Origin of the sequence: Arthrobacter crusticola (assembly GCF_004357995.1) — a bacterium.
Taxonomy (GTDB): Bacteria; Actinomycetota; Actinomycetes; order Actinomycetales; family Micrococcaceae; genus Arthrobacter_D; species Arthrobacter_D crusticola.
The window spans coordinates 389,789-413,912 of record NZ_SMTK01000001.1 but is presented as its reverse complement, the minus strand read 5'-3'; the positions used below and the strand labels follow the sequence as shown (position 1 = coordinate 413,912).

Sequence of the window (24,124 nt, the reverse complement as noted above, 5' to 3'; positions counted from 1 at the left end):
CCCCTTCCCCCGGCAACACCTGCCGTTGGATGGCCCCACCGCCCAAGGGCGGTGGGGCCGATCCCCCGCGGACCTTCCGCTAGGCGATCAAGCTTCGAACCTCGACCCGGTGCGCGTCGGCAAGGACTGCCTCGGCGTGGCGGATCTCGGCGGCCGCGGCCTCCTTGTCCCAGCCCAGCAGCGGTGCGAGCACCGCGGCCAGTTCGGCCAGGAGTTCGGCGGTCACCAGACCGCGGAAGGCAAGCGAGGTGCGGCGGATCAGAATGTCGATCAGATGACCGACCTGCTCGTTGCGCACCATGTACTCCACCTCCCGCGAACTTAGTTCCTTAGTGGAACTGAACACGGAATCTTGTCCCTGCGCAACAAACTCGAGCACGTCGGTGGCACGCGCGCCGTAGCGCGTGAGCAGAACCCCGACGCGTTCCTCGTCGTACCCGGGCCGGACCGCGGCGGCAATCCACTGTTTTTCCGCCTGTTCACCGGCCGGGAAGCCCTTGCCGCCGCCGATGGCGAGGTTGGCCGTGGACGTTTTCCGGGCAGCCCCCAGCACCGCAAGGGTGTCATTGGCGAGGTGCTCGGAAAGCGCCCTGAACGTCGTCCACTTGCCGCCTACGAGGCTCAGCGTGGTCACCTTGCGGCCGCCGCGCTGCTCTTCGCGCTTCTCGATGCGGTAGTCGCGGGACACGAAACCGGGCGAGGTGTCGTCGTGGCGCGGCAGCGGCCGGACGCCGGAAAAACTGTACACAATGTCCTCCCGGCCGACCTGAATGGTGGGGAAGACATGGTGGACCAGGTCGAAGAAGTAGTCGATCTCCTCGTCGGTCGTCACCGCGGGCACGCTCATGTCGGCGTCGACGTCGGTGGTTCCGACCAGCACGCGGTCGCCCATGGGGTAGATCAGCACGATGCGGCCGTCGGTGTGCTCGAAGAAGATCTCACGGCCGTTGGTTGCCTCGAGGAGCGCCTTGGAGTCGAGGACGATGTGGGATCCCTTGGTGCCGCCCATGAAGGAGCTTCCCGCGCCGAGGGCCGCGTTGGTGCCGTCGACCCACGCACCGGTGGCGTTGATGACGACGTCGGCCTCGAAGGTGAACGTGGCGCCGGTGAGTTCATCGCGCAGCAGCACGCCGTCGTCGGAGGCGCCGATGGCGTTGACGTAGTTCGTGGCGCGGGCTGTCGGGTTGGCCAGCTGGCCGTCGCGCAGGACGTCGAGGGTGAGACGTTCGGGGTTGTGAACGGATGCGTCAAAGTAGGTGGCGGTGTACTTCACGTCCGGGCGCAGGTCCGGCATAAGCGCCAGCGACTTCTTCCGGCCGACGAATTTGTGGCGGGGTACCGAGCCGCCGTCGCGGGAGAAGGAGTCATAGAGGCTCAGTCCGACCTTGATCAGGAAGGCGCCGCGCTCGGTGGGCTTTCCCTGCTTGTGGGTGAGGAAGCGCATCGGGGCCGCGAGGATGCCCGAGAAGGTGCTGAAGATGGGGATGGTCGTCTGCAGGGGCTTCACATAGTGGGGCGCGACCCGCAGGAGGCGGTTGCGTTCAACGACGGATTCGCGCACCAGCCTGAACTCCCCGTTTTCGAGGTACCGGATGCCGCCGTGGATCATGTGGGAGGAGGCGCCCGAGGCCCCCTGGGAGTAATCGCCGCGCTCGACCAGGGCGACGTCGACGCCCTGCAGCGCGAGGTCGCGGAAGGTGCCGACGCCGTTGATCCCTCCGCCGATGATGAGCACCGAGGCTCGGGGGCGCTCCTGGAGTTTTTTCACCTCGGTCCGCGGTTCGCTGACATTGCCGGTGGCACTGTTGCTGTCGACGGTATTCATTAAGGCACTACTCCGTAACCGTAAAGATTGCTGCTGATGGGGGACTGCCCGACCTATTCTTTGAAGTTTGGGAATAGCAGTCAACCAGATTGCACAAACGTGCAGAAAGGGGGTGAGAATGGACACGTGCCATCCCGTGATTCCTCCCGACGCCGCCGCACCTCCACCGACAAAGAGGGCGCCGGCCACCGGTCCAGGGACGCCCTCCGTGCGGCCCAGATGTACTACCTGCAGGACCTGACGATGGACGCCATCGCCCGGGAACTGCGGACCTCCCGCTCCACTGTCTCCCGGCTGCTGTCTCTGGCCCGCCAGACCGGCCTGGTGCAGATCTCGGTCAACAACCCCACCGAGCGCGCGCCCGTCCTTGAGCAGCAGATCCGCCGCCGTTTCGGTGTGGAGGCGCACGTGGTACCGGTCGCGGACAGCGTGAGCGACTCCGAGGCACTGGAGCGCGTGGCCATCCAGGCGGCGCGCACCATCAGCCCGCTGATGGACTCCAACGCGATCATCGGCGTCGCCTGGGGCTCCACCCTCAGCGCGGTCAGCCACCACCTGACCCGCAAGGACATCCACGACAGCACGATCGTGCAGCTCAACGGCGCCGGAAACACCCAGACCACCGGCATCACCTATGCCAGTGAGATTTTGCGGCGCTTCGGCCAGGCCTACGGCGCCCGCGTTGAGCAGTTTCCCGTGCCCGCCTTCTTCGACCACGCCGAAACCAAGCGGGCGATGTGGAACGAGCGCAGCGTGCGGCGCATCCTTGACCTCCAGCACCGGATGACGGTGGCGGTCTTCGGCGTCGGCTCGATCGACGCCGGCATCCCCAGCCACGTCTACAGCGGCGGATACCTCGACGACGAGGATCTCGCGCAGCTCGCCGAGGACGAGGTGGTGGGCGATGTGGCCACGATGTTCTTCCGGGAGGACGGCAGCCACCGCGACATCCTGCTCAACCAGCGCAGCACCGGGCCCGACCTCGACCGCCTCCGGGAGGTCCGGCGCCGGATCTGCGTGGTGTCCGGGGAGACGAAGATCAATGGCCTGCGGGGGGCACTGGCCGCGGGCCTCGCCACGGACCTGATCCTCGATGAGGCCTCCGCCCGCCGGCTGGTGCAGCTCGCCGCCGACGAGCAGCCCGGCGCTCCAGCGCGGCTGGCCGGCACGTCCCGCGCCGATCGGTAGAGTCGTTCCATGCAACGAGCCCCCAAAGTTCCCCTGAACAACGGCGTAGAGATCGATGCCGTGGGGTACGGCGTCTACAAGGTGCCCCCCGCCGACACCGCCGACCTCTGCACGCTGGCGCTCGAAGCCGGCTACCGCACCCTCGACACCGCCGCCATGTACGGCAATGAGGCAGGGGTGGGCGAAGCGGTGCGCCGGGCGTTGGCCGGCGGACTGACGCGCAGCGACATCTTCGTCACCACGAAGGTCTTCAACAGGGACCAGGGGTACGACTCGACGCTCCGGGCCTTCGACTCCTCCCTCGAACTCCTCGGCCTCGAGTACCTCGATCTCTACCTCATCCACTGGCCCCTGCCCGAGCGCGGGCTGTACGTCGAGACCTACCGGGCGCTTGAGCAGCTCTACCGGGACGGCAGGGTGCGGGCCATTGGGGTGTCGAACTTCCAGCGGCCCCACCTCGAGCGGCTCCTCGACGAAACCGGGGTGGTGCCTGCGCTGAACCAGATCGAGGTGCACCCCTACCTGCAGCAGCGCGAGCTCCGGGCCTTCCACGCGGAACATGGCATTGCCACCCAGGCATGGAGTCCCCTGGGGCGGGGCCACGTGCTGACCGACCCGGTCATCACTGGTATCGCTTCGGACCTGGACCGCACGCCGGCCCAGGTGATCCTGCGCTGGCACCTCGACGGCGGAAACCTCGTCATCCCCAAGGCGAGCAGCGCCGAGCGGATTCAGGGCAACCTCGACCTCTTCGATTTCATCCTCACCCCGGACCGCCGGGCGGCCCTCGACGGGTTGGAGCGGGGCCACCGGTTCGGCTCCCACCCCGACCGGGTGAACTCGTGAGGCGCCGCGGACCTGATGCCGGGACCGGGCCCGCCGCGGCCGAACCGGCCGCGGCGGCTGCCCCGCGGACCGCACAGGTACGGACAGTGCCCTGGGAGGGAAAGCTCCAGCGGTACTGGGACTTCGCACCGCTCGGGCCCGCCGGCCGGCCGGCCGCCGCCGAGGATGAGGCGGCACCGGTGATGTTCCTGGTTCACGGCTTCCGGGGCGACCACCACGGGCTGCTGCGGATCGTCGAGGGACTGCCCGGCTACCGCGTGATCGTGCCCGACCTGCCCGGCTTCGGTGCCTCGGACGCACTGGCCGGTCCCCACGACGTTTCCGCCTACGTTCGGTTCGTCCGCCACAGCCTGGAGGCGCTGGGACTCGGGCCCTCAACGGTCCTGCTTGGGCACTCCTTCGGTTCGGTCATCGCGGCACGGTTCGCCGCGGACAACCCGGGCCGCACCGCCGCCCTGATCCTGGTTAACCCCATCTGCGAACCCGCCCTCGAGGGATCGAGCCGCCTGGCGTCCCGGGCAGCGGAACTGTATTACGCCGCCGGTGCCCGCCTGCCCGAACGGCCGGGCCTGGCACTCCTGACCAACCCACTGATCGTGCGCGTCATGAGCATCTTCATGGCCAAGACCCGGGACCGGGCGCTGCGCGCGTACATCCACGACCAGCACGCCCGCTACTTCAGCGCCTTCGCGGAGCGCAGGGTGGTCCTCGAGGCCTTTCGGGCCTCGATCGGCGCCACGGTGCGCGACAGCGCCGCCGCCCTGACGGGCCCGGTCCTGCTGATCGCCGCCGAACTTGACGACCTGGGGTCCCTCGAAGGGCAGCGCCGCCTCGCGGCGATGATCCCGGGGTCACGGCTGGAGGTTCTTGCCGGCACCGGACACCTCGTCCACTATGAAAAACCACTCGAAGCAGCGGCCCTGATTACGGCCTTCCTGACGGAGGGCCGGCAGTGAAAATCCTCATCGATGCGCGCTTCACGCGGACCGACCACCACGATGGGATCAGCCGCTACGGGGCAAGCCTGATCGGTGCGGTCGCCAAGCTGGCCGAGGTCACGATGCTCATCAGCGATCCGCGGCAGCTGGCACTGCTTCCCGAGGTGCCCTACGTCCTGGCCAACAGCCCGCTCTCCCCCGCCGAACTCCTGGTGGCCCGCACGGTGAACCGCCTGCGCCCCGACGTTGTCGTCAGTCCCCTGCAGACCATGGGGACCTGGGGCCGGAAGTACCCCCTGATCCTGACCCTTCACGACCTGATCTACTACACCAATCCCGCGCCCCCGCCCTTCCTTCCGCTGCCGGTGCGGGCGCTGTGGCGCCTTTACCACCTGGCCTACTGGCCGCAGCGGCTGCTGCTGAACCGCGCCGACGTCGTGGCGACCATCTCGGAGACCACCGCCTCGCTGATCCGGGAGTACGCCCTGACCCGGCGGCCCGTCCACATTGTCGGAAACGCCCCGCAGGAGGCCGCCGTCGTCCGCGATCCCGCGGTCGAGCCGGAGAAATCCCTCCTCTACATGGGCTCGTTCATGCCCTACAAGAACGTCGAAACGATCCTCGCGGGAATGGCCGGGCTCGGGGAGTACACGCTGCACCTGCTCAGCAGGATCACCAGCGAACGCCGGGCCGAACTTGAGGCACTGGTCCCGGCCGGCGCGACGGTCGTTTTTCACAATGGCGTCAGCGATGAAGAGTACGACCGGCTTCTGGCCACCGCAACGGCGCTGATTACGCTGTCCAAGGCCGAGGGCTACGGGCTGCCGGTGATCGAGGCGATGGCGGCGGGAACCCCGGTGATCGCCAGCGACATCCCAATCTTTCGGGAGGTGGGCGGCGGGGCGGCACTCCTGGTCGACCCGGACGACCCTGCGGCCCTCACCGACGCCGTCCGCTCCTTGGGCTCCGCCGGGCGGTGGGCACGGGCCTCGGCGGACGGACTGGCCCAGGCCGCCACCTACACCTGGGACCGCTCGGCTCGACAGCTGATCGGCGCGGCCGAGGCGGCGATCAAGGAGCACCGAAGCCGCTGAAACGCCGGGCATCTGCGGAGCTGCAATGCCCAGGCCATCCCGGTGCCAGCACGGGCACCGGGACGGCGCTGAGGCTAGCTGTTGCGCTTCAGGCTGCGGATCCGCAGGGCCGCAGCCGCCGGCACGACGATGCCCGCGGCGAGCAGGCCCGCCAGCAGGGCAGTGCCTGCGTTGTCTTCGGGGGTCGAGACCGCGGCGGTCTGGATGTTCAACCCGACGTTGGTCCTGACGGGAGCGGGCGCAGCGGCGGGTGGAGCCGCCGGAGCAAGGACCGGTTGGGGGACCACGACGGGCGGCAGGCCGGTCTGACCCTCACAGGCGGCGAGGAAAGCCTTGAAGTGAGCAAGGAGCGTCGTCATGGTCGCCTCGCTGATGTCGATCCCGGTAAGGGCCACCTCGAACTCGGCGAACGCCTGGTCGAGGACCACCTGGGCCGCTGCGATCTCCGGAGTATCGATTGAGGCCGCAAAGGCCGCCTCGAGGCCGGGAATGGCCTGTTCGGCCAGACCCAAGCGATCCTTGGCGACAGTGACGGCGGCCTCAGCGTCGAGGATCGCCTGGGGGTCCGCGGACTTCACGGCCGCTGCCAGCTTCACCTCCGCGTCCTCAAGAGCCAGCACGGCGGCGTCGACTTCGAGGAAACCGGCTTCCAGGGCCGGCCCGGCTTCCGCCGCAGCGACCTCGACCAGTGCGGAATAGGCCCCCTCTGCCTGCGCGATGGCAGCGGAAGCCGCTTCGAGCCGCGCCACCGACCCCGCGGTGATTCCCGCCCCGGCCAGCGCCGAGTTGAAGACGCCCGCAGCCGTTAGGCATCCGGCGTCGCCCGGCGCGGCCGTGGCCGCCGGTGCGCCGAAGAAAAGCCCTCCGGTCAAGACGGCGGCCGCGGAGCCCGCTGCGGCCCATTTCCTTGAAGTCATCACTGTTTTTTCTCCTGAAGCCGGAAATGCCCCGCGGGCCGACCCCGCGGTGCCAGCGTGCGGCACCCTCCATTCGGCGCCGCCAAAAACGGGCGTTGCAAAGCCCGCCGACGCCGATCGAAAGAGTGGCCACCGGTCTTGATGCGCAAGGACTCAAAGAGAACTGGGAATCGTCTGAGTTTCACCCGGAAGACCGCTGTGCGTCCAAAAGTACAGAAGGCCCGCCAATATAGCAATTGCGTCCAGTCCCACCCGTAACGGCGCCTGTTTCCCGTCCTTTTCCCGGCCGAGGAATTGAGCAGATCCATTCCCCCGGGCATCCCGCAGGAGGGCATGGACCGGGCCGCGCCCGGGATCAGCCCGTGCGGGGAGTGCCGGCAAGGAACTGCACGGGCGGTTCCTGGCCGGGCCAGGTGCCCAGCAGCGCGTTTGGTCCCTGCATGCGCCCGGAGAGGTCGGGCACCCGGAACAGGATGAGGTCGAATTCCCGTCCGGGGACATGGGTTTTCATCCCTGCTCCGCCGACGTCGGGGGCGCCGGAATCCGCCACGGGCAGGCCGCGGAGTACGGTGACGCTGGCGGACAGCGGGGACGGCTCAAGGCGGCCGTCGGCGTCGACGAACTCATCCGCTTGGCCGGGGCCGCCGAGCAGCGCCGCCGACACCACTGCGCTGTAGACCGGGTCGACGCAGGCGTCGTAGACCCACCGCTGCCCCAGGACCGAATGGTCCATGGCACCGACGAAGCCTGACTCCGCTCCGGCGAGGGGTGACGAGCGGTAGGTCAGGGGAACCTGAACCACCTCCCGGCCGGTGGTGATGAGGAGGGTTTCCACGCCGACCTCGCCGTCCGGGTCGTCGAACCGGAACGAGGCGACCTTCTGCAGGTCGGTGACACTGTTGTTCCTCCACCAGGGCTGGGCGGGCAGCCAGTCGGCGAGGAGTTCCAATTTGGTCGGGCGCAGCGTTGCTCTGTGAAGGATGGCCATATTCGTTAGCCTAGGGAAATCCGAGGAGAAATACAGGACTCCAGCCGGCCGGTTTCCATGGAAAACCGACTTTCCCTATGCGGTATTCCTGCTTTCGGGAAGGCAAAGCCGGGCTGCGTTCCCGCGGATATCTCCCCGGCGTCGATCCACTGCCGCGTTCCTCCCTCGATGTCCGGGTCGGACCCGCAGGGCCCGGCGGCACGTCGGTTACCTCAGAATGCTCTCGATGGCGGCCGCGGCAGCCGAGACGCGGACGCCGATCTGCTCAGCCGGCACCTCGCTGCTCAGGTAGACAACCGCGAGGGCGGCGGGAAGCTGCCCCTGGACGCGGATCGGGGCCCCGATCGAGCTGACGCCGGGAATCACTTCGTCCCGGCTGTAGGCGAAGCCGGTACGCGCCGCCGTCCGGGACTCCTTCCGGTAGGGCTCCCCGGGCGCCAGTTCCTCCCACTGCTCCTCGGTCAGAGCCGACTGGATCGCGATGCCCGGTGCACCCGCAGTGAAGGAATGCCGGGTGCCCGGCCGCTGCACGAGTGCTCCTTCGCCGTGGGGCGGTTCGACGGCCACCAGGGTGACGCACTGGCGGCGGTCCCACACGGCGATGAAGGCGCTCATCTGCAGGGAGGCCGACAGGGCCGTCAGCTCGGGCAGGGCCGCGCTCTGCAGCTTCCGCGCCACCCCCCTGGCCAAGGCCGCCAGCCCCGGCCCGGACCGGAACCGTCCACCGTCGTCCCGGAACACAAGGGAGTGGTCCTCGAGGGTGCGCAGAATCCGGTAGGCAATGGAGCGGTGGACCCCCAGGCAGCCGGCGATCTCGGCAACGGTCATGCCGGAGGTGGAATCGGCAAGCACTTCGAGAACCCGAATGCCGCGCGCGAGGGTCTGGGAGGTGGACGACGCCGCGGCCTTCGGGGCGGTAACGCCCGGGGACACCGCCGGCTCCCGGATGACCATCCGGCTCACGCGCTCCCGACCGGGCGGGCCAGGAGCTGGGGTGCGAAGAACGCGGCCAGCTCCGCGGTGGCCGCCAACGGTAGAACGTTCGCCACGTACTGGTCCGGGCGGACGACGACGACCGCACCGGCCCGGTCGATGCCCCGCAGGTCGAAGATGTCCGCTGCCGGGTCCGTCGCGTAGACCTTTTCGTAGTTGGTGAGCCGGAACGGCCCCACCGGGGGCCGAAAGACGCCCGGCACGTCCCCGATGTCGATCCGGGTGTGCTTCTGCTGGTGGATGACCACGACGTCGAACCACGCGTCGGGGTCGAGGCCCTGCGGGGTGGCCGCGAGCGGGGACTCCGCCGCATTGGCCATCCAGTCGGCGAGCGCCGCCACGCCGGATTCGGCCCCGGGCGCGGCCGTGTCGGCGAAGACGTAGATCCGCCAGCGGCCGTCAGCGGTCGCCTGGTGGCCGAGGTGCAGGGGAACGCCGTCGCACACCCGCACGACGGGCGCGGATTTGAACCGCTTGCCGATCGGAAATCCGGAAGCGATGTGCTGGTGGACGGGTTCGGCGACCAGGAGAGACGGCGAGTATTGGGTCATGAAGCCCATTGGGAATTCGCCGGTGCGCACATAGAAGTCCTCAAGCTCGGACGGGTCCTCAAACTCCTCCGGTTTCTTGGCCATGAGCGTCGACCACTCCTTGTCGAACTCGATGAGATTCTTCGCCACGACCTGACGCTCCGCGGAATAGGTCGACAGCAGGGCCTCGGGGCTGCGCCCCTCCAGCACGTGCCCGAGCTTCCAGCCGAGATTGAATCCGTCCTGCATCGATACGTTCATGCCCTGGCCGGCCTTGGCGCTGTGTGTGTGGCATGCGTCCCCGGTGATGAAGACCCGCGGCGTGCGGAGTCCCACCTCGTCGGGGAGGACGTCGTCGAACCGGTCGCTGAGACGGTGGCCCACTTCGTACACGCTGTGCCACGCGACGTGGCGGACATCGAGCGTGTAGGGGCTGAGGATCGTGTTGGCCTTGGCGATGATCTGCTCGAGGGTGGTCCGGCGCACGGCGCCGTTGTCGTCCGGCGGGACCTCGCCCAGATCGACGTACATGCGGAACAGATGCCCGCCCTCTCGCGGAATAAGCAGGATGCTGCCGCCCCCACCCGACTGGATCGCGCACTTGAGGCGGATGTCGGGGAAGTCGGTGACCGCGAGCGCGTCCATGACACCCCAGGCATGCCGGGCCTGGTCGCCGGCCAGTGTGCAGCCGATGGCCCGGCGCACCCGGCTGCGGGCACCGTCTGCGCCGACCACGTACTTCGCCCGCACGGTCCGTGGAGTGCCCGCCAGCTCCCCCGCGGTGTGCGTCAGCGTCACCTTCACCGGGTACTCCCCGTCGCCCGTCACCTCAAGGTCTTCGAACTCGAAGCCGTAGTCCGGGGTCATTCGAGTCGGCGAGTTCCTCATGAACTCCGCGAAGTAGTCGAGCACGCGCGCCTGATTGACGATGAGGTGGGGGAACTCGCTGATCACCGTCGGGTCGTCTTCGGGCCGGGCGGTGCGGATGATGCGAGCCGGGTCGGCGGGGTCCGGCTTCCAGAACGCCATCTCGACGATGCGGTACGCCTCCTCGGTGATCCGCTGGGCGAAGCCGAAGGCCTGGAAGGTCTCGACGCTGCGTGCCTGGATGCCGTCGGCCTGGCCGATGGCGAGCCGGGCGTCCCGCCGCTCCACGATCCGGGTGGTGATGCCGGGAAACTGGGACAGTTGGGCGGCGGTGATCATGCCGGCGGGGCCGGAGCCCACAATCAGCACGTCGACCTGATCGGGAAGTTCTTCGGGGCGGTCGATGCCGGTGCCGGCCGCGGGCTGGATGCGGGGGTCCCCCGAGACGTATCCGTGGTGGTGGAACTGCACGGGCTTCCTCACTTCGTTGTGGTGAATGTCCGATTATCGAACGCCTCGTTCGACTATCGTACGGCTGATGCTACTGCCGGGCCGGTGGGCGGACAAGGGCCCGGTTCTACCGGCACGCCCGGGGTCCGGACGCCGGCCCCGGGCCTTGACCCTGCCGATTCTGAGGGACGGGAACAGACGCACCCCTTGACGCGCCCTTCGACTCCTCCTACGCTTCGTATACGATTTCGTACTTCCCTGAGGAGCGCCCCCTGGAACTGGCCACCGAATCCACCCTGGCCGCGGCCCGCAAGGTCATTGCCGTGCACCTGAACTATCCGAGCCGGGCCGCCCAGCGGGGACGCAGGCCGGAGCAGCCTTCCTACTTCCTGAAGCCGCCGTCCTCCCTGGCGCTCAGCGGATCCCCGGTAGAACGCCCGGCCGGCTGTGACCTCCTCGGTTTCGAGGGCGAGATCGCGCTGATCATCGGGAGCCCGGCACGCCGCGTCGGCATCGACGCCGCCTGGAACCATGTCGGCTGGGTCACCGCCAGCAACGACCTGGGCGTCTACGACCTGCGGTACGCGGACAAGGGCTCCAACCTGCGCTCCAAGGGAGGCGACGGGTTCACCCCAATCGGCCCCGGCCTCATTCCTGCGGACTCGGTCGATCCGGCCTCCCTGCGCATCCGCACCTGGCACAACGGTGCCCTGGTCCAGGACGACACCACCGCGGACCTGCTCTTTCCCTTCGCGCGGCTCATCGCCGACCTGTCCCAGCTGTTGACCCTCGAGCCGGGCGACATCATCCTCACCGGCACCCCCGCGGGGGCCTCGGTCGCCGCGCCCGGCGACGTCGTCGAGGTCGAAGTCTCAGACGCCCGGACGGCGGACGGGAGCACCGGGCCGACCTCCGGACGGCTGCTCACCCGCGTCGAGCAGGGATCGGTTTCCTTCGCGGACTTCGGTGCTCTCCCCCGAGCCGATGACCTCCAGCGGGAGGAAGCATATGGCTCCCGCGAAGCCGCCGGCCTGCCGGCACCGGAACCGGTCCTCACCCCGGCGTTGAAGGCAGCCCTCGAAAGCGTCTCCACGGCTACCCTGTCCTCACAGCTCCGCAGGCGCGGCCTCAACAATGTCAGCATCGACGGTCTCACCTCCACCCGCCCCCGGCGGCGGATTGTGGGGCTGGCCCGCACCCTGCGGTACGTGCCCAACCGGGAGGATCTCTTCGCGGGCCATGGCGGAGGCTACAACGCGCAGAAGCGGGCCATCGACTCCGTCAACGAGGGCGAGGTCCTGGTGATGGAGGCGCGCGGGGAAAAGGGAACGGGCACCGTCGGCGACATCCTGGCCCTCCGCGCTCAGGTCCGGGGCGCCGCGGCGATCATCACCGACGGCGGGGTCCGGGATGTCTCCGCCGTGGCCGCCCTGGACATGCCTACCTACTACGCGAATCCCCATCCCGCCGTCCTCGGCCGCCGGCACATCCCGTGGGACACCGACATCACCATCGCCTGCGGCGGCGCCACGGTCCAGCCCGGCGACATCATCGTCGCGGACGCTGACGGCATCCTGGTGATCCCCCCGGCGCTCGCCGGGGAACTGGCCGACGATTCAATCGCCCAGGAGCGCGAGGAGGCGTTCATCGCCGAAATGGTCGAACAGGGCCACAGCGTCGACGGGCTCTACCCCCTGAACGCCGCCTGGCGCGCCCGGTATGACCAGTGGGCGGCCGAGCGTGGCTGAAACCGTTCCTGCGGCGCCCGCCGGCAGCAAGTCAGAGCAGGCCTACGCGCTCATCAAGGCCCGCATCGTCGAGGGCACCTACTCCCCGGGACACCGGCTGGTGCTCGCGCGGATCGCCGGGGACCTGGGGGTGAGCGTTGTGCCGATCCGCGAAGCGATCCGCCGGCTCGAGGCCGAAGGCCTGGTGACCTTCGAGCGCAATATTGGTGCCACCGTGGCGGGAATCGACCCCACCGAGTACCTCTACACGATGCAGACCCTCAGCATCGTCGAGGGCGCGGCCACCGCCTTGTCTTCACCCCTGCTCGGGGCCGCTGACATCACCCGGGCCCGGGGCGTGAACGAGGAGATGCGCACCTGCCTGAAGGACTTCGACCCGGTACGCTTTACCCGGCTCAACCAGGAGTTCCACAGCGTCCTCTTCGAACGCTGCCCCAACCCGCACATCCTCGACCTGGTGCACCGCGGCTGGAACCGGCTGGCCTCCCTGCGCTCCTCGACCTTCCGCTTCGTTCCCGGCCGCGCCACCGAGTCCGTCGATGAGCACGAAGCGCTGCTGAGGCTCATCGAGTCGCAAGCCGGTGCCGACGCCATCGAGAAGGCCGCCCGCCTCCACCGCAGTGCCACCCTTGACGCCTACCTCGCGCAGTCCTCTGCCGCCGATTCCAGTTAGGAACCCCAATGACGACCTCCAGCAGCACAGCACTCGGCCGGCACGTCCCGGAAGGGCTGCCCTCGCATATCCAGCACTACATCGGCGGTGAGTTCGTCGACTCGCTCGGCGGGCAGACCTTCGACGTTCTGGACCCGGTGTCCAACAGCACCTACGCCACCGCGGCCGCTGGCCAGCAGGAGGACGTCGACCGGGCCGTCACCGCCGCCCGGAAGGCCTTCCTCGACGGCCCGTGGCCGACGATGAAGCCCCGCGAACGCGCCCGGGTCCTCAACCGGATCGCCGACGCGGTCGAGGCGCAGGAAGCGCGCCTCGCCGAACTCGAAACCTTCGACACCGGGCTGCCGATCACCCAGGCCAAGGGACAGGCACTGCGCGCAGCGGAGAACTTCCGATTCTTCGCCGACCTCGTCGTGGCACAGTTCGACGACGCCATGAAGGTTCCCGGTTCCCAGCTCAACTACGTGAACCGGAAACCGATCGGCGTAGCCGGCCTCATCACCCCCTGGAACACCCCCTTCATGCTCGAATCCTGGAAGCTCGCACCGGCCCTGGCCACCGGGAACACGGTCGTCCTCAAACCGGCCGAGTTCACGCCGCTCTCGGCCTCACTCTGGGCGCAGATCTTTCGGGACGCAGGGCTGCCCGACGGGGTGTTCAACCTCGTCAACGGCCTCGGCGAGGAGGCCGGGGACGCGCTCGTGAAACACCCGGACGTTCCGCTGATCTCCTTCACCGGTGAGACCACGACCGGGCAGACGATCTTCCGCAACGCAGCCGCCAACCTCAAGGGCCTGTCCATGGAACTCGGCGGCAAGAGCCCCTGCGTCGTCTTCGCCGACGCCGACCTCGATGCCGCCATCGACTCGGCGCTCTTCGGCGTCTTTTCACTCAACGGCGAGCGCTGCACGGCAGGGTCGCGCATCCTCGTCGAACGCCCGGTCTACGAAGAGTTCTGCGGGAAGTTCGCCGCCCGCGCAAGGAACATCGTCGTAGGCGATCCACACGACCCGAAGACCGAGGTCGGCGCCCTGGTCCACCCCGTGCACTTCGAGAAGGTCGCCTCCTACGTGGAGGTCGGCAAGACCGAGGGCCGGCTGCTGGCCGGCGGCGGGCGCCCCGAGCACCTGCCGGAGGGCAACTACATCGCCCCCACAGTCTTCGCCGACGTGTCCCCCGAGGCACGGATCTTCCAGGAGGAGATCTTCGGCCCGGTGGTCGCGATCACCCCCTTCGACACCGACGCCGAGGCCCTGGAGCTCGCGAACAACACCCGGTACGGGCTCGCCGCCTACATCTGGACACAGGACCTCACCCGGGCGCATACCTTCTCCCAGAACGTCGAGGCCGGCATGGTGTGGCTCAACAGCCACAACGTGCGCGACCTGCGCACCCCCTTCGGCGGGGTGAAGGCCTCCGGGCTGGGCCACGAGGGCGGCTACCGCTCCATCGACTTCTACACCGACCAGCAGGCGGTCCACATCAGCCTCGGCACCGTCCACACCCCAAAATTCGGAAACATCGAGGCCTCCGCAGCCAACGAAGGCTGAACCCGGAACCTTCCGCACCTCCCTCACCTGCTCGAAGAAGAGAGAACCTCAATGACCGACTTCGTCCCCACCCCCACCCTCCCGGCGCCCGACATTGTCCGCTGCGCCTACATGGAGATCGTTGTCACCGACCTCGCGCGGTCCCGGGAGTTCTACGTCGGCGTCCTCGGCCTCCACGTCACCGAGGAGGACGAGAGCACCATCTACCTGCGCTCCCTCGAGGAGTTCATCCACCACAACCTCGTCCTGCGGCAGGGGCCGGTGGCGGCCGTCGCCGCCTTCGCCTACCGCGTGAAGTCCCCTGCCGAGGTGGACGCCGCGGAGGCCTACTACAAGGAGCTTGGCTGCCGCACCGAGCGCCGGACCGAAGGGTTCACCAAGGGCATCGGCGACTCCGTCCGCGTCGAGGACCCTCTGGGCTTTCCGTACGAATTCTTCTACGAGACCGAGCACGTCGAACGCCTGACCCAGCGGTACGACCTCTACTCCGCCGGTGAGCTCGTCCGCCTCGACCACTTCAACCAGGTCACCCCCGACGTCCCCCGCGGCCGGAAGTACCTTGAAGACCTTGGCTTCCGCGTCTCCGAAGACATCCAGGACTCCAACGGCGTCACCTACGCCGCCTGGCTGCACCGTAAGCAGACGGTCCACGACACCGCCCTGACCGGCGGCGACGGCCCGCGCATGCACCACGTTGCCTTCGCCACCCACGAGAAGCACAACATCATCCAGATCTGCGACAAGATGGGCGCCCTGCGGATCAGCGACCGGATCGAACGCGGGCCCGGCCGGCACGGGGTCTCCAACGCGTTCTACCTGTACATCCTGGACCCGGACGGGCACCGGATCGAGATCTACACCCAGGACTACTACACGGGCGACCCCGACAACCCCACGGTGACCTGGGACGTCCACGACAACCAGCGCCGCGACTGGTGGGGCAACCCTGTCGTCCCCAGCTGGTACACCGAGGCCTCCCTCGTGCTCGACCTCGACGGCAACCCCCAGCCCGTCATCGCGCGCACCGACGCCTCCGAGATGGCCGTCACGGTGGGCGCCGACGGCTTTTCCTACACCCGCCAGCCCGGCGGGGAGGATAAGGGATTCAAGGTCGGCGCCCAGCTCTGACCCCGACGCCCGCCCGCGGGCGCTTCCCCTTCCTGCTGCTGAACGGAGCACCGTATGCTGAATCCCGCCGCCATTGAATCGATCGCCGACGAACTGCTGGAGGCCGGACGCTCCCGCACCCCGGTTCCCCTGCTCACCGCCCGCTACCCCGCCATGACCGTCGAGGATTCCTACGCCGTCCAGCGCCTGTGGCGGCAGCGCAGCGAGGACGCCGGCCGCCGGCTCGTGGGCCGGAAAATCGGCCTCACGTCGAGGGCGATGCAGGCGGCCACGGGCATCACCGAGCCCGACTACGGCGCGATCTTCGATGACATGGTTTTCGAATCCGGGTGCTCGGTGCAGTGGAACCGGTACACCCGTCCCCGGGTCGAGGTGGAGCTCGCTTTCGTGCTCAAGACCGACCTCGCCGGACCGGGCTGCACGATGATCGACGTCCTGAACGCCACCGACTACGTCGTGCCTGCCCTGGAGATCCTCGATTCGCGGATCGAAATGGAGGGACGCACCATCGTCGACACCATCGCCGACAACGCCGCGATGGGCGCCATGGTGCTCGGCGGCAATCCGGTGCGTCCGGACGCGGTCGACCTGCGCTGGGTGGCCGCCATCCTCTACAAGAACCAGACCGTCGAGGAGACGGGAGTGGCCGCCGGGGTCCTGAACCATCCCGCCGCCGGGGTGCACTGGCTCGCCAACAAGATCGCCGCCCATGGCGAGGGCATGAGGGCCGGCGATACCATCCTCGCCGGCTCCTTCACCCGGCCGCTCTGGGTGGATCCCGGAGACACAATCCACGCCGACTACGGACCCCTGGGGAGCATCACATGCCGTTTCGACTAGCCCCCGACGCCACCTTCCGGGAAGCGCTGGCCGCCGCGGACCGCCCACTGGCCGGAATGTGGGTCTGCTCCGGCAGCCCCCTGGTGGCCGAGATCTGCGCCGGCTCCGGCCTCGACTGGCTGCTGGTGGACGCCGAACACAGCCCCAACGGCCTCGAATCCATCCTCGCCCAGCTTCAGGCCGTCAACGGGTACCCCGTCACCACCCTGGTCCGCCCGCCGGCCAACGACACGGTGCTCATCAAGCAGTACCTGGATCTCGGCGTGCAGAACCTGCTCGTGCCGATGGTGAACACAGCCGCCGAGGCCGCGGCGGCCGTGGCCGCGACCCGTTACCCGCCGCACGGGGTGCGCGGGGTGGGTTCGGCCCTGGCCCGGGCCGCCCGTTGGAACCGGATCCCCGACTACCTGGCGCGTGCGGGCGAAACCATCAGCGTCACCGTCCAGATCGAGTCAACGGCCGCGGTCGACGCCGTCGAGGACATCCTCGCCGTGGACGGGGTCGACTCGATCTTCCTCGGCCCGTCGGACCTCGCCGCATCGATGGGCCTCCTCGGAGAACAGGAACACCCCGACGTGCGCGATGCCGTCGAAAGGTGCCTTCGCGCCGCCCGCGCCGCGGGCACTCCTGCCGGCGTCAACGCCTTCCGGCCCGACGCGGCGCGCGGCTACCTCGAGGCAGGGGCCTCCTTTATCCTGGTCGGGGCCGACGTCGCCCTCTTGGCCCGCGGATCCGAGGCCCTGGCCGCCGAGTACACCGCGGGCGGCTCCACGGGCGGCGCCCCGGCTGGCTACTGAAGCCGTCAGCAGTCACTCCTGCCGGGCGCGTTCAGCCAGCTGGACGGCGGTGGCAGCCAAGGATCAGAAGGACTCCCACCGCAGTCCCAGAATACCTAACCCCCGGGACCACCAAAGCGATCCCCTCAAGGGCGCCGCCCGCTCGTGGCACGAACAACCCGAGGGACGCAGAACCTGCCCCGGAGTGTGCCCCGTTCGATCCATGAAAACACCAACACCGCCGGCTCCCCCATCGACCACTCCCCGAATCCACGCCCGGGTGTTTCCGCCCCCGCTGTAACGGCGCGCCTCGAGAGTCTAGGTGCCGACCGGGGCTTCGCAGGGATCGACCGGCCCGCCCCCCGGCGGGCCGGTCGCTGTCCCGGTTAGTAGGAGCCGGTGGTAAAGGTCCAGCTCGAGCCGGCCGACGGGTTGCCCGCCAGGTCCCGGATGCCCGTGGTGCCACCGGTGAGCGTGACGGTGTACCGCGTGTTCGCCGCGAGAGTCGCCCCGGGATTGAGGATCCACTGGTTCGTGGTGCCGTTCCGTGCGACGGCCGCCGACACCGCCGCGCCGGTCGCCGTGTTCGTCAGTCGGAAGGTGGTGGTCCCTGCGCCCTGGACCGGCTCGCTGAAGGTTGACGCGACGTTGGCGCTTCGGCTGACTCCCACCGCGTTGATGGCGGGGGTGCGCCCGGTGACGGTGGGAGCCGGTCCGGTGGTGAAAGACCACCCCGTCGTCGCCAGCGGATTACCGGCCGCATCCCGAATGGCCGAGGGACCGCCAAGAAGGGTGGCGGTGTACCTCCGGTCGGCCGCCAGGGGCGACGCAGGATCGAGCACAGCGGTGCGGGTGGTGGAGTTGTAGGTCACCGCCGCGGGAAGAACGGCGCCTCCCGCATCCTTGAGTACGAACGTCGAGGTGCCCGCGCCCTGGACGGCCTCGCTGAAGGTGGCCGTCACATTGCCCGAGCCGGCAACGCTGAGGGCGTTGGTTCCGGGGGTGCGGCCGGTGACGGTGGGCGCGGCGGCATCGGGGGCCGCGGTGCCCGGCGCCGCGTACAGCAGCCGGTTGGGCGTGCCGGCGGTGGCGCCGGTGATGACGCCGGGAGTCGAACCGCCGGTCAGTGAGGCCGATACCTGGGCGGGCGTGAGTGCGGGATTCTGCGAAAGGAGCACGGCCGCGGCGCCGGCGGCATGCGGAGCCGCCATCGAGGTCCCGGAGAGCGAGGCGGAGCCGGTCGTCGAGGAGTGCGAGGCGGAGGTGATGGCCACTCCCGGTGCGTACAAGTCGACGCAGGTGCCGTAATTGGAGAAGTAGGCCTGGGCGTCCGTACGGTCACTGGCGGCGATGGTCAGGGCAGCCGGGACCCGCGCCGGGGACGCGCCGCAGGCATCCACCGCGGAATTCCCTGCGGCCACGACCGCCGTCACACCGTCATTGATGACTCCCTGCAGCGCCGCATCGACGGTCGTGCTGGTCCCTCCGCCGAGGCTGAGGTTGGCCACCGCTGCGGCGCCTGCCGGATGGTGGGCCGCGACCCAGTCAAGTCCCGCCACCACGTCGGAGGTGTAACCGGACCCGGCACAGTCAAGCACCCGCACCGGGACAATGGTTGCGGCCTTGGCGACACCATAGGTGGCCCCGGCGACGGTCCCGGCGACGTGGGTCCCGTGTCCGTTGCAGTCCCCGGCGCCCGGCCCGTCCGGCACGGCGCTCCACCCGGGTGCGACGCGGGTGCCGAAGTCGGTGTGCGAGCCCAGCACGCCGGTATCGATCACATAGGCGCTCACGCCCGCGCCGGTTGTGGGAGTCGAATAGGTTCCGGACAGCGGAAGGGCCCGCTGGTCGATCCGGTCGAGGCCCCACGGCGCGGAGTACTGCGTTCCGGAGATGCCAACCGGTGCGTCGACCTCCACCGCGGCGACCCCGGCCTTCCGTTCGAGAGCGGCGGCCTGGCCCGGGGTTGCGGTCACGACGGCGGCCCGCACCGCGGCCGAGAAGGTGCGTCCGACGCCGATCCCACGCGAGCGCAGCTCCCGCGCCTGCGCGGCGACGTCGGCACCGGGGACAAACTGGACAAGGTACCGGGCCTGGGCGCCGTCCCGCTCGGCGTGGGTGGTGCCGGCCGGGGCGGCCGGCGCGGGGACCCCGGGCAGGGCCTGGGCCGACGCGGTCGTTGACAGCAGGACCGGGACCACCAGGGCAGCGGTCAGCACGGAACGAAGTGGGGCAAGGATGCGCAAGGGGTCTCCATCGGGTACCGGTAGGCGCAGCGGGCTGCGCGGGGTGAGGGGGTGCTGTTGTCCCGGTCCGCTGCCGGGCCAGCCGTCCGAGGGGCGCTGCCCGGCGTCGGTCGGGTGGGATGCGGGTCCGGAACCGGTGCGGGGCGACCGGGTTGCAGTGCCACCCTGTTCCGGACCATGCTCCGGTGGCTCTGCCGCTGTGTCTCAATTGGTGACACATTGCTCATTCTTCACAACTGACCCACAGAAGGCTACGGAGCGGCGAACAACTCTGTCTACTATTTTTTGGATGCCGGATCCGGGCTGGACGTCAGGCCGGCCGACGGGCCTGCCGGTGGGCGGATCTTCCGCCGCCCGCCCGTATCGGGCGTGGCAGACTTGAGGAATGCGCACCTACTCCACGGACCGCCTGGCACTGCGGAACTGGACGGAGGAGGACGCCGGCTTCGTCCTCGACCTCTACTCGCGGATTGAGGTCCAGCGCTTCATCGGCCGAAGCCCGCACCTCATGGTGGACCCGGCGGAGGCACACGAGCGGCTCGAGGCCTGGCGGCGCCGGGACGACGGGGTGCACGGGATCTGGGCGGTGGAGGTGGATGAAACCCGGCGGCTGGCCGGGGTGCTCCTGCTCAAGCCGATCCCGCTGTCCGCCGGAGTATCGGATCCGGCCGGGGAGACCGAAATCGGCTGGCATTTCCACCCGGACTTCTGGGGCCGGGGCTACGCAGCCGAGGCCGCGTCCGCCGTGCTGCAGCATGGCTTCGCGCAGGGTCTGGAGCGGGTCGTCGCGGTCACCCATCTCCAAAACCGGCGCTCGCAGCGGGTGTGCGAGAGGATCGGAATGCGGCACCTCGGGGTGTCCACGAGATACTACGACACCGCCTGCGAACTCTTCGCTGCCCCCGCCTGACGGATAAGATTGAGGCTTTCATGCCAAAGCAGTCAATGGAAAAGGACCTCATGACTTACCTTGCCAATAGCGTTGAGCCGCTGGACTTCCCGATCCCCGACGGAGCCGATGCTGAAGTTGTGGCAGCCGTGACCGGGCTCTACACGGACGGGATCATCGCCCGGAAGGGCGCCTTCTCCCGCGAGTGGGCGCAGCGGATGGCCGAAGACATCGACGTCGCCTTCAAGGAGGCCCTCTCCCGGCCGGGCGGCGCCGTCGGCCGTGGGCCGAACCGCCACTACGTGGAAATCCACCCTGAACAGATGAGCGGGTGGCTTGAGCTTGTCGACCACCCCTGGGTGCGGATGGTCTGCGGGTCCGTGCTCGGCCCGGATTACCAGTTCGTCGAGCTCGGCTTCGACATTCCCGGGGCCGGCGCGGTCAACCAGCCGTGGCACCGGGACTTCCCCATGCCCGAGGAGACCCGGGTGGGCGGGCGCCTGACCTCCCTGGCCTTCAACCTCACGGCAGTGGACACCGAGGAGGACATGGGGCCCTTCGAGGTGGCCCCCACCACCCAGTGGGATCTGCCGGAAGGGTTCGATCACGAAATGTTCCCCCCGAAGTCGGCCTACGGCCGCTACGAGGCGCTGGCCCAGCGCAAGTACCCGAAGATGGGTGACATCTCCGCCCGCTCGGCGCTGACCATCCACCGGGGGACCCAGAACTTCTCGCAGAAGTCACGGCCGGTCCTGGTGCTCGGAGTGGACGCCCCCGGTGCGGGCAACGCCGAGCACCACGATATGGCCGTCACCCGGAAGTTCTACGACTCGCTCCCCGAGCGTGTCCGGAACCACCTGAGCTGCCCGATCGTGGACGAGCTGACGCCGATCACCCAGAAGCACTCAATCGAGGGCCTGATGATGGGCGATGCCTAGGCGCCGGCGCGCCTGAGCCGAACCGGCGGCGGCCCGCCGCCGGTCTGTCGGACAAAATCCCGGCGGGATCCGCAGGCAGCGGGCCCCGCCGGGCCGCGGAAGGAAAGGTGCCAGGTGGGAACGGGACGGGAACGGGTGGAGGCCGACGCGGCCGCGCGCGGCATTTCCATTGAATTCGTTGAGCGCACGCACGCCGCCGAGCTCGGGCTCGACCGGGCCGACTTCGTGAAATCGATGCTGGTCAAACGCCACGACGGCACCTTCCTCTTCGCGTTGGTCCCCCTGGAGCGGCAGATCGCCTGGCCGAAGCTCCGGGCGGTGGTGGGCGTCAACAAGCTCCTGCTCCCCGACGCCTCGGTTGCGCTGGCCATGACCGGGTACGAACGCGGCACCATCACCCCGCTCGGCAGCACTCGGGCCTGGCCCGTGTTCGCCGACGAACGGATCGCCGGCCGCCGGATCGGCATGGGCAGCGGCGAACACGGTGTCGGGGCCGTGGTGGACGCCGACCAGCTCATTGCAGGGCTGCAGGCCACGGTCGCCGACATCTCGGCCTGAGGCGGGCGCCCATGGGCGCCGGACCGGCCCGTGCTACAGCAGGTCGAGGGCGTCGCAGCGGATGGACACCGGCTCGGTGGTACGGCGGGCCGAAAGCACCGCGCGGCGGGTGCGCAGCGCACCGACGGCCTGGGCGGCTCCACGGTAGTTGAAGAACAGAAGCAGCCGGCTCGCTCCCTCGCCGGCGAGGTGGCCCGGGTCCCGCTCGGCGGCCCGCCACGGCGGCGGCGGTGCCGGAACCGGTCCGACGGTGCGCAGGAACAGGTCAGGGTCGAGTCCCTCCATGAAGGCAGCCAGTGCCTCCCGGCTTCCGGTCAGGGCCGCGTAGCGGACCGCCGGTGGAAGGCCGAGTTCCTGGCGCAGCGCCACCTCGCGGGCTGCCGCCCCCATCGGATCCCAGCGCACGAGCTGCCCCACGGTCGTGTCGTCATCGGCCGAAACGACCACCAGGCCGCCCTCGCCCGCCGGCCGGGCCAGCGCGGCCGCCGAGAACCAGCGCCGGAGGGTGTCCTCCCCGGCCCGCATCGACTCCCTGCTGAGCATGGCCGTGCCGTCAAGCAGGATGACCGCCGCGTAGCCGCGCTCGGCGATTGGCTCGGCGCCGGGGGTGGCGATGACCACCGCCGGGGTGTCCGGCACGGTGTCGACGATGTGCTCGCCGGCGGAGGAGACGACGGCGGTTCCGGGGAAGGCCCGACCCAGCTCCTCGGCGGTGCGGGTGGCGCCGACCACGGTGGCCCGGATCGCGGTGCCCCCGCAGGTGCGGCAGTGCCAGTTCGGGTCCGGACGCCCGCACCACCGGCAGCCCAGAATGCCGCCGCGGCTCTGCTGGGCCAACGGACCGGTGCAGTGGCGGCAGCGGGCCGGCTGCCGGCAGGTGGCGCAGGCGGTGGCCGGAGAGAACCCGGTGCGGGCCACCTGAAGCAGCACCGGGCCCCGGGTGAGCCCGTCCTGGGCCGCCCGCCAGGCCACCGAGGGAATCCGTGCCTGCGCGGCGAGGGGGTCGCGTTCGAGCTGGAAGGCGTCGGTGGCGTGCTGGACGCGCGGGACCCGGCGGCGGATCTCGGAGCGCTCGGCGTGGATGGACCGCGCCCAACCCGTCTCAACGAGGCGGTGCGCCTCGGCGCTACGGGAGACCGAGGCGATCAACGCCGCCGTCCCCTCCTGTTCGGCGCGCAGCAGCAGCACCTCGCGGGCGTGCTGGTAGGGCGCGCGCTGCTCGAAGTGAAGGTCGTCGCCGTCATCCCACAGCACGACCAGTCCCAGGTCCCGCACCGGCGCATAGGCCGCCGACCGGGTGCCGACGGCCACCCGGGCCTGCCCGTGCAGCAGGCGCAGGAAACTTCGGTAGCGCGGCGTCGGGCCGTCCTCCGCGGTCATGCGGGCCACGGCCTCCTCGCCCAGCCGGCGCACCAGGGCCGCCTCCACCCGGGCGAGGTCGCGCTGGTCGGGAACGACGACGACGGCGCCCCTGCCGCTGGTGACCACCGCGGCCACCGCGTCGGTGAGCTCCTCCGGCCAGGACTGCGGCCCGTACCCACCGACCGTTGTGAGCACCGCACGCGGGGACTCCCCGGCCGCAAGGTGCAGCAGGAACGCCTCACCGTGCACGTACCGGCTGTAGCTCCCCGAGCCGGCGGAGCGGGCGGGAACCACCGCGGGCAGCTGCACCGGTCCCGCGGCCGGGGCCGGCACACCGTCGAACTCCTTCTCGACGCGCGCCGCCCGCGGAGGCACCGCCGCCCGCAGGACGTCGCTGACCGTCCCGGCGAAGCGCGCGGCCACGGCCCGGGCCAGCTCCAGGACGGCGGGGGTGAGGACCGGGTGGGAGGAGACCACCTTCGCCAGGGGAAGCAGGGTGGCCTTGGCCTCCGAGGACGGGATGCGGCCGGCGATGTACCCGGTGTGCTCCCGCCCGGCGAAGCGGACCTTCACGCGGGCGCCGGGCACCGCCTCGCCGTCGAGTTCCTCCGGGACGTAGTAGTCGAAGACCCGGTCGAGGTGTGGCAGCGGGGATTCAAGGATCACCTGCGCCACCGGGTTGGTCTTCGCCGCGCCGGGGCTGCCCGAGGGCAGGCGCGGCGCGCCGAAGCCATGGAGCAGTGACAACTGCCCGCCGTCGGCGCCCGTGCTGGTGGTCAT

General features: G+C 69.6%; 20 protein-coding genes. 13 read left to right on the top strand and 7 right to left on the bottom strand.

The annotated features are described in order from the left end of the window. Positions 1–79 precede the first annotated feature (79 nt). Positions 80–1,825: a glycerol-3-phosphate dehydrogenase/oxidase gene (locus E2F48_RS01920; RefSeq protein WP_133402310.1), complete on the bottom strand. Its 1,746-nt coding sequence runs from the start codon at positions 1,823–1,825 to the stop codon at positions 80–82. A 219-nt stretch (positions 1,826–2,044) separates the two neighbouring features. Between E2F48_RS01920 and E2F48_RS01915 the strand changes: the two genes are divergently transcribed. From E2F48_RS01915 to E2F48_RS01900, 4 genes are all read left to right on the top strand, one after another. Continuing rightward, on the top strand, positions 2,045–3,013 hold the full coding sequence (locus tag E2F48_RS01915) for a sugar-binding transcriptional regulator (protein WP_133402685.1): 969 nt from the start codon (positions 2,045–2,047) through the stop codon (positions 3,011–3,013). A gap of 9 nt (positions 3,014–3,022) precedes the next feature. Further along, positions 3,023–3,859, top strand: a complete 837-nt coding sequence (locus E2F48_RS01910) for an aldo/keto reductase (protein ID WP_133402309.1) — start codon at positions 3,023–3,025, stop codon at positions 3,857–3,859. A gap of 86 nt (positions 3,860–3,945) precedes the next feature. Continuing rightward, positions 3,946–4,815 carry an alpha/beta fold hydrolase gene (locus tag E2F48_RS01905; protein ID WP_246018474.1) on the top strand — a complete coding sequence of 290 codons (870 nt, stop codon included), beginning with the start codon at positions 3,946–3,948 and terminating at the stop codon, positions 4,813–4,815. Next, complete coding sequence (locus E2F48_RS01900) at positions 4,812–5,891, top strand: glycosyltransferase family 4 protein (RefSeq protein ID WP_133402308.1); 1,080 nt, start codon at positions 4,812–4,814, stop codon at positions 5,889–5,891. The genes E2F48_RS01905 and E2F48_RS01900 overlap by 4 nt, the downstream gene beginning before the upstream one ends. Before the next feature lie 74 nt (positions 5,892–5,965). Here the strand turns inward: E2F48_RS01900 and E2F48_RS01895 are convergent, their stop codons facing one another. The 4 genes from E2F48_RS01895 to E2F48_RS01880 form a co-directional block, all read right to left on the bottom strand. Beyond that, on the bottom strand, positions 5,966–6,808 hold the full coding sequence (locus E2F48_RS01895) for a hypothetical protein (protein ID WP_133402307.1): 843 nt from the start codon (positions 6,806–6,808) through the stop codon (positions 5,966–5,968). Positions 6,809–7,163: 355 nt separating this feature from the next. After that, complete coding sequence (locus E2F48_RS01890) at positions 7,164–7,796, bottom strand: CG0192-related protein (protein ID WP_133402306.1); 633 nt, start codon at positions 7,794–7,796, stop codon at positions 7,164–7,166. 207 nt (positions 7,797–8,003) lie between these two features. Continuing rightward, complete coding sequence (locus E2F48_RS01885) at positions 8,004–8,750, bottom strand: IclR family transcriptional regulator (RefSeq protein ID WP_133402683.1); 747 nt, start codon at positions 8,748–8,750, stop codon at positions 8,004–8,006. Between the two features lie 5 nt (positions 8,751–8,755). Then, positions 8,756–10,657, bottom strand: a complete 1,902-nt coding sequence (locus E2F48_RS01880) for an FAD-binding monooxygenase (protein ID WP_133402305.1) — start codon at positions 10,655–10,657, stop codon at positions 8,756–8,758. 302 nt (positions 10,658–10,959) lie between these two features. On the opposite strand from E2F48_RS01880, the gene E2F48_RS01875 reads away from it, so the two are divergent. Genes E2F48_RS01875 through E2F48_RS01850 form a run of 6 tightly spaced genes read left to right on the top strand, consistent with a single transcriptional unit; the run spans position 10,960 to position 17,372 of the window. Beyond that, positions 10,960–12,384 carry a fumarylacetoacetate hydrolase family protein gene (locus E2F48_RS01875; RefSeq protein ID WP_425455738.1) on the top strand — a complete coding sequence of 475 codons (1,425 nt, stop codon included), beginning with the start codon at positions 10,960–10,962 and terminating at the stop codon, positions 12,382–12,384. After that, positions 12,356–13,057, top strand: coding sequence for a GntR family transcriptional regulator (locus tag E2F48_RS01870; protein ID WP_185149769.1), 702 nt, complete (start codon positions 12,356–12,358; stop codon positions 13,055–13,057). The genes E2F48_RS01875 and E2F48_RS01870 overlap by 29 nt, the downstream gene beginning before the upstream one ends. Before the next feature lie 8 nt (positions 13,058–13,065). Continuing rightward, a complete protein-coding gene (hpaE, locus tag E2F48_RS01865) occupies positions 13,066–14,607 on the top strand; it encodes a 5-carboxymethyl-2-hydroxymuconate semialdehyde dehydrogenase (protein ID WP_133402302.1) in 1,542 nt (513 codons plus the stop codon). 51 nt (positions 14,608–14,658) lie between these two features. Next, the gene (hpaD, locus tag E2F48_RS01860) at positions 14,659–15,735 is read left to right on the top strand and encodes a 3,4-dihydroxyphenylacetate 2,3-dioxygenase (RefSeq protein ID WP_133402301.1); all 1,077 of its coding nucleotides are present in this window, start codon (positions 14,659–14,661) and stop codon (positions 15,733–15,735) included. A gap of 54 nt (positions 15,736–15,789) precedes the next feature. Further along, entirely contained in the window at positions 15,790–16,575 is a 786-nt protein-coding gene (gene hpaH, locus E2F48_RS01855) for a 2-oxo-hept-4-ene-1,7-dioate hydratase (RefSeq protein WP_133402300.1), read from the top strand. Continuing rightward, positions 16,560–17,372 carry an HpcH/HpaI aldolase family protein gene (locus E2F48_RS01850; protein ID WP_133402299.1) on the top strand — a complete coding sequence of 271 codons (813 nt, stop codon included), beginning with the start codon at positions 16,560–16,562 and terminating at the stop codon, positions 17,370–17,372. The genes hpaH and E2F48_RS01850 overlap by 16 nt, the downstream gene beginning before the upstream one ends. 365 nt (positions 17,373–17,737) lie before the next feature. On the opposite strand, the gene E2F48_RS01845 is transcribed toward E2F48_RS01850, so the two are convergent. Next, complete coding sequence (locus E2F48_RS01845; protein ID WP_246018473.1) at positions 17,738–19,597, bottom strand: S8 family serine peptidase; 1,860 nt, start codon at positions 19,595–19,597, stop codon at positions 17,738–17,740. Positions 19,598–19,982: 385 nt separating this feature from the next. On the opposite strand from E2F48_RS01845, the gene E2F48_RS01840 reads away from it, so the two are divergent. The 3 genes from E2F48_RS01840 to E2F48_RS01830 all read left to right on the top strand — a co-directional run bounded on the left by E2F48_RS01840 (position 19,983) and on the right by E2F48_RS01830 (position 21,982). Further along, entirely contained in the window at positions 19,983–20,507 is a 525-nt protein-coding gene (locus tag E2F48_RS01840) for a GNAT family N-acetyltransferase (protein WP_133402298.1), read from the top strand. Between the two features lie 20 nt (positions 20,508–20,527). Beyond that, positions 20,528–21,424, top strand: a complete 897-nt coding sequence (locus E2F48_RS01835) for a phytanoyl-CoA dioxygenase family protein (RefSeq protein ID WP_221411596.1) — start codon at positions 20,528–20,530, stop codon at positions 21,422–21,424. A 114-nt stretch (positions 21,425–21,538) separates the two neighbouring features. Continuing rightward, a complete protein-coding gene (locus E2F48_RS01830; protein WP_133402297.1) occupies positions 21,539–21,982 on the top strand; it encodes an aminoacyl-tRNA deacylase in 444 nt (147 codons plus the stop codon). Positions 21,983–22,015: 33 nt separating this feature from the next. Here E2F48_RS01830 and E2F48_RS01825 read toward each other — a convergent pair whose 3' ends face one another. Beyond that, complete coding sequence (locus tag E2F48_RS01825) at positions 22,016–24,124, bottom strand: primosomal protein N' (RefSeq protein WP_133402296.1); 2,109 nt, start codon at positions 24,122–24,124, stop codon at positions 22,016–22,018.

What these genes read in the sequence shown, in the direction of transcription:
- E2F48_RS01920 (WP_133402310.1), bottom strand. Translation starts at nt 1,825, where the DNA reads ATGAATACCGTCGACAGCAACAGTGCCACCGGCAATGTCAGCGAACCG.
- E2F48_RS01915 (WP_133402685.1), top strand. Translation starts at nt 2,045, where the DNA reads ATGTACTACCTGCAGGACCTGACGATGGACGCCATCGCCCGGGAACTG.
- E2F48_RS01910 (WP_133402309.1), top strand. Translation starts at nt 3,023, where the DNA reads ATGCAACGAGCCCCCAAAGTTCCCCTGAACAACGGCGTAGAGATCGAT.
- E2F48_RS01895 (WP_133402307.1), bottom strand. Translation starts at nt 6,808, where the DNA reads ATGACTTCAAGGAAATGGGCCGCAGCGGGCTCCGCGGCCGCCGTCTTG.
- E2F48_RS01890 (WP_133402306.1), bottom strand. Translation starts at nt 7,796, where the DNA reads ATGGCCATCCTTCACAGAGCAACGCTGCGCCCGACCAAATTGGAACTC.
- E2F48_RS01885 (WP_133402683.1), bottom strand. Translation starts at nt 8,750, where the DNA reads ATGGTCATCCGGGAGCCGGCGGTGTCCCCGGGCGTTACCGCCCCGAAG.
- E2F48_RS01870 (WP_185149769.1), top strand. Translation starts at nt 12,356, where the DNA reads ATGACCAGTGGGCGGCCGAGCGTGGCTGAAACCGTTCCTGCGGCGCCC.
- hpaE (WP_133402302.1), top strand. Translation starts at nt 13,066, where the DNA reads ATGACGACCTCCAGCAGCACAGCACTCGGCCGGCACGTCCCGGAAGGG.
- hpaD (WP_133402301.1), top strand. Translation starts at nt 14,659, where the DNA reads ATGACCGACTTCGTCCCCACCCCCACCCTCCCGGCGCCCGACATTGTC.
- hpaH (WP_133402300.1), top strand. Translation starts at nt 15,790, where the DNA reads ATGCTGAATCCCGCCGCCATTGAATCGATCGCCGACGAACTGCTGGAG.
- E2F48_RS01850 (WP_133402299.1), top strand. Translation starts at nt 16,560, where the DNA reads ATGCCGTTTCGACTAGCCCCCGACGCCACCTTCCGGGAAGCGCTGGCC.
- E2F48_RS01840 (WP_133402298.1), top strand. Translation starts at nt 19,983, where the DNA reads ATGCGCACCTACTCCACGGACCGCCTGGCACTGCGGAACTGGACGGAG.
- E2F48_RS01835 (WP_221411596.1), top strand. Translation starts at nt 20,528, where the DNA reads ATGCCAAAGCAGTCAATGGAAAAGGACCTCATGACTTACCTTGCCAAT.
- E2F48_RS01825 (WP_133402296.1), bottom strand. Translation starts at nt 24,124, where the DNA reads ATGACCACCAGCACGGGCGCCGACGGCGGGCAGTTGTCACTGCTCCAT.